The organism is Methylobacterium sp. Leaf100 (genome assembly GCF_001422845.1).
GTDB lineage: Bacteria > Pseudomonadota > Alphaproteobacteria > Rhizobiales > Beijerinckiaceae > Methylobacterium.
The window spans coordinates 1-4875 of record NZ_LMMW01000044.1 but is presented as its reverse complement, the minus strand read 5'-3'; the positions used below and the strand labels follow the sequence as shown (position 1 = coordinate 4875).

Below are 4875 nucleotides of genomic sequence, written 5' to 3'. Positions count from 1 at the left end.
GGCCGCGTCATCGAGAAGAATGCAAACGGTCTGAGCCATCGCCCAAACTCGCACGCATCACGCCCCCCGTGAATCATCCGCTCGCGTCAGTGCACTAGTAACCCCTGCGTTACTGCGACGCCTTCCTAACGAAGGTATAGCTGACAAAGAGCTTTCGGCGCTTCTTGCTGGTCAGCGGCTTGTGCCCGTTGTCCACAACACGACGTACGAAGCTTTACGAGAGATCAGCCCTCTCCTTGCTTCGCGAACTGGCCTTAGCACTGAGGAGGAGCCGATGGCAGATGTTGCGACTAAGCTCGCTGAGCTGGTGGCGCTTTAGACATTCTACCCGCAGAGAAATCAAGCTGCCCAACGTGCCAAGGCTGCTTCGGCTTCGCTTCTATTATCGCGGATGCGGTAGACAGTCTGACGCGTGATTCCGGTGGCCTTGGAGACTGCCTGGATGGCTTCTCCGCTGTCGAGACGGTTCACGACCTCATCGAACTGTGCTCGGGTGTAGCTCGGCTTGCGGCCTAGGTAAGTATCCTCTCGACCCTTCGCGTGGGCAATGCCAGCCGCCTGTGCTGCCTTCGTGACTTCTGCCTGCGCCTGCGCTGTGGCGGCCATGAATGCGATCAATGCGTCCCTCACAGCCATTTGGATTGGATCGGTGGTGGAGCCGTCGAAAGTCATCGCATTGATGACCGTTTTCACGATCACGCCCCGACGCATGAACTCCCGGATGGTCTCGGTTACGTCGAGGTAGTTGCGGCCGAGTCGATCAACCCAACGGACTACGAGCACATCACCCCGGCGCAGCATATCAAACAGCCGGCGGCCCTGCGGACGATCCGCGAGGACGGTGGAAATGCCGGACACGCCCTCGTCGGTGATGACATGGTCGATCTTGAAGCCAGCGGCTTCGGCCTGCGTCCGTTGGTGGGCAACAATCTGATCAGCGACAGAGACGCGGGCGTAGAGGACAGTTTGCATCGGCCTTACACGCGTCCGCTGTGGCTATGTCCCCATAGAACCATGTCCGTAAGATGATAGCAACCCTTACGTACAGGCTTTTAGGGGAGTTTTGGTGCGACCGCTCCGGCATGCCCTAATGGACCTCCGAGGTCAGTACTTGAATGCATGGGTAGGGGTAACGGCCCCTCGGGTGGAAAGCAGCCGTTCCTGAAACGGGGCTTTCAGTCTTTTGCTGGCATCGCTGCGAAATGCTCAATGAAGCGTAGATCATCCCAAAGGTCGACGGCGTGCCCATCCACGAGGGCCTGTGCCTTCGCTTTCGCTTCGTCGTCCCCTAGGGCTGAGATTTCGGACTGTGAGATGATCTCGCCGTCCGCTCCAACGCTCATCGCTCGGTAATGCGGTGGTCCGTCTGGTTCGGCGGATTGGGGACCGCTCATCGGATTAGCCACGTTCCCGAGAACGACAGGCCCGCCGTATAGACTGCATTCCCGTCCTCGTCGGTAACCACCACGGTGTAGATTTTGTGTTCGCCATCGCGCGGAACTTCGTCGGCCGCAATGGCGGGTAGAACCCGCTTGGCTTGTACGACGGCAGCTTCGAGAGTCGTGCATTCGACGCCTACTTCGTCACGCTCGACAACGCCATTTTCGTGAATATCGAAGTGGTAGCGCGGCACACCGGTCTCCTCATCCTATGAGGGAATGATCTTACCTGGAGCCCTCCTTGCTACCAATAACATGAGATAATATTCTACTTTAGTCTGGCTACTGTCAGGATTAGTGGGCTGCGTCCCTGAGCTTGGTCGGCCGTAAGGTGCGGTGTTCATTCTCGAAACATCTACTCGGGGCGAAAGCGGCTACGTTCCACCGGGGCCGTTCCAGAAAGCAAGCCCTAATTGATCTTCGGGTCGGTTCGCTGAGTGCATGGGTAGGGGTAACCGCCGCTCCAGTGGAAAGCAGCCACTCGCATAAGCGAATTTACGGGGTGATCTTGAGGATCAGGATGTCACCCATCCAATTCCTATGCTTGGTCGCCCATGGCAGCGACCTGGCGCTCATATTCCCGCATAATCGTGAGGCTCTGTTCGAACTCCCCAAGGAGGATTTCGTCCGTTGTCGTGTCCCGGTCCCACGCTCTAAGGGACGCGATCCGGTCCATCTGCCTCGAACAGCGCGCCTCGGCTGCCCAAACTTGGTCGCTGATTTGTGTGCGAAGTTTGAAGTGAGACATGGCGATCGTTGCCTTTCAACGGAGCTTCCAGCTTCGCCCCAACCGAACCCTCGCACACATGCTCTTATTCACATAATCGGCAACTTGGCGTAATGTTAATCCTAAAGGTATTTCTCAAAGTAGCAGGCGGCTGTGTTCCAACACGACCGTTCCATTGATTAAGCCTACTGGAACCCTGTAAGTGCAGGTGGCCGTATGATATACCGATGTTGGAATTCGAAGAGGATTGCCGAAATGCGAAACGGCTTCACCGTCTTGGTGTGTGGATTAATCCATCTTCTACCCGGGACCGCCAACGCTCAAGACCAAACTCTTAGCCCAACAATGCTTCGAGTCCTTAATAACTTCGCTCATGAACATGCAACTTGCGTTGCATACTACATTGTCACGTCACAATGCTTGACTACGAATAAGGACCCTGCTCTTCACCAGAAGGTCACGTAGATAGGCGCGGAAACATTGCGAAGAGGGCAGGAGTGGACACAAACGGCAAAGCTTAAGCCGGAAACGTTCACGGCTCGCGTTGAAATGGACGTGCAGCAAATGACAAGCGCCATAGAGAACAACTGTAGCAATATCTCGATCATACTTTCGAAGCACGGGATTGTCTGCAAGACCCTGTTGGAGAAACCCGAAGTGCGGATCGAAGCTTTGACTAAGGACATTGTATCGCGGGAGAACTGACGGATCGCAAGGGTCTAGAGCGCGTCTTTCAAGAAATCAACTTGACAATTCTGCTTCTATCTGTTAGTAAATATAAATCAATCGCACATTCCTTTACGGACTACATGGTTCAATACCATGATGTGCGCCTGACGAACCAACAATGGTTGTTCGGCCTTGAGCCACAACCCGCCGACAACCCATTTAAGTCATTGCCTGCATAACAGTTATCAAGCTGCACGCAATTTACCACCGCTTTCTCACAGTCAACTGAGTCCGACTCACACAACAATAGTTGTGCGAACGAACAGACGGTATGCCTAAATACCTGTCATTACACTTGGAGTTTCAAATGAGAGAAAAGCGTCGTTCTGTGACTATCCGATTTAGCAGAGTTGAGCTGGAGCACATCGAAATGGCCTCTGAGTTATTAAATCTTAACAGAAGCGACACGCTCAGGACCATTACGAGACTATTTCTGCGAAGCAACCGACAAATAAAAGGAACATAAAGTGACTACCTTCAATATCGTATCGTTACAAGATACCTACTCCCAATCCGCACAGTATTTCCTCTATCGAGGTCAATCTTCGATCTTGCTTAAGTCAGAATTTCTCCGGCTTGCGAGACTGTATGCCAAACGTTCCGAGAAAATCGGTAAGCATTTCGATAATGGTTGTGTAAGCGACCAGAAAACCTACGAAGCACTCTCGAATGATCTTGAGCGTCTGTTCTACACTCTAAACGATCTTGATTCGAGTAATCCACTGTTGACGAACATTAATCGTATAGCCGAGCTAATGGATCATCTGGCGATTGAGGCGTTCATCCGTGACAAGAATGAAGCTGAGAGTTGGCACTGATCCATGTCGTCATTCAAAGACAGGATGGGTGCAGTCAAAGCTTCGGTAAACCGGCGAACTCATAAGCACGTAGCCATTGATGCCCTTAAGCTTCATGGCTTTGATGACATTGCCGCGCGACTCAAGAACTGTGGTCCAAGGCAATACTGCCAATCCGCTTGGTGCTTCAAATGCCGTGACAGACTTATCGACTGTCAGACTCGTAAGGTGCTTTCCGTTCACCGTAAGCTACACGGAACCGATGAACTGAAAGCCCGGAAAAGCATATACTTTGTCACGATCCTGAACGAGCTTTGCCTTCTGGATCACGGTGAAGTGGAAGCTGCATTGGAACGTGGAAGGAAGGCCTTAGCATCCCTGCGAAGATCATTTGACGGGCTTCTAACCTACGGGCGCTTCGAGCTTGAGGCAATGGATATGCAAGTCATCTTCCGTGATAGGCCGTGCAAGAAGAAGGCTGTGGTTCTGAAAGGCTTGAATGGTGGCAGTGAGGATACGCCAGAAAGAGTAATGGGTTTATTCCACTTGCACTCACTCGTCTTCCTGAATGGTCACGATGCGGAGTCCGTTAGGCGTAAGCTTACAACGATGTTCCCTGGTTCGTATCGTGTTCAGATGCGACCGTTATACGATGAACTGTCAGTTGAGCAGTCCATTGATAATTTGTGCAGATACTTTCTTAAGTCGAAGGTCGCATACAATTACACTATGAAAACCAACGGCGATTCTATCGGGCGTTCATTCGATTCAAAAACTCTAACTGATTTGGTTGTTCTTGGTATGAGTAATGAAGTTGGTGTTATTGGTTGTAATGTCTATAGTAAGAGTAGTGTTGTATAATGGGAATCGTTCACACTAATGGACTATCGAATGCATTAGTTTGTTTCGCATATGCCATTGATTCCGCCCGATTCCGCTCTTAGACAACGTGCTATCCCTCCCGGAAATCGCTTGCACGATTTCCGGGTCTGTCAGTTTCCGATGGCTCTAGACTCCAAGCAGCTTGCCTCGAAATCTCGTTGCAAGCCGATTGAATTGCTATGCTCAATAACCGATACCTGGCCTGCCCCCTGAAAAGTGGTCCTCCCTGATGTATGGCCTTGGGTCATTTGGAGGATGTTTTTATGGGACGGAAGAATCATACGGCTGAAGAGATCGTCGC

At 51.8% G+C, this 4875-nt stretch carries 4 protein-coding genes and 1 pseudogene; 3 read left to right on the top strand and 2 right to left on the bottom strand.

All coding sequences use genetic code 11. From position 1 onward, the window contains the following. Window positions 1-94 precede the first annotated feature (94 nt). Window positions 95-319: pseudogene (locus tag ASF25_RS23735) on the top strand (TIR domain protein); the annotation flags it as partial. 20 nt (window positions 320-339) lie between these two features. Here ASF25_RS23735 and ASF25_RS16035 read toward each other — a convergent pair. Beyond that, entirely contained in the window at window positions 340-972 is a 633-nt protein-coding gene (locus ASF25_RS16035) for a recombinase family protein (protein ID WP_056305861.1), read from the bottom strand. A 418-nt stretch (window positions 973-1390) separates the two neighbouring features. Next, entirely contained in the window at window positions 1391-1633 is a 243-nt protein-coding gene (locus ASF25_RS22160; protein ID WP_082502839.1) for a hypothetical protein, read from the bottom strand. A 1729-nt stretch (window positions 1634-3362) separates the two neighbouring features. On the opposite strand from ASF25_RS22160, the gene ASF25_RS22945 reads away from it, so the two are divergent. Beyond that, a complete protein-coding gene (locus ASF25_RS22945; RefSeq protein WP_156369038.1) occupies window positions 3363-3713 on the top strand; it encodes a hypothetical protein in 351 nt (116 codons plus the stop codon). Window positions 3714-3920: 207 nt separating this feature from the next. Next, the gene (locus tag ASF25_RS22940) at window positions 3921-4553 is read left to right on the top strand and encodes a hypothetical protein (protein ID WP_210168828.1); all 633 of its coding nucleotides are present in this window, start codon (window positions 3921-3923) and stop codon (window positions 4551-4553) included. Window positions 4554-4875: the final 322 nt, after the last annotated feature.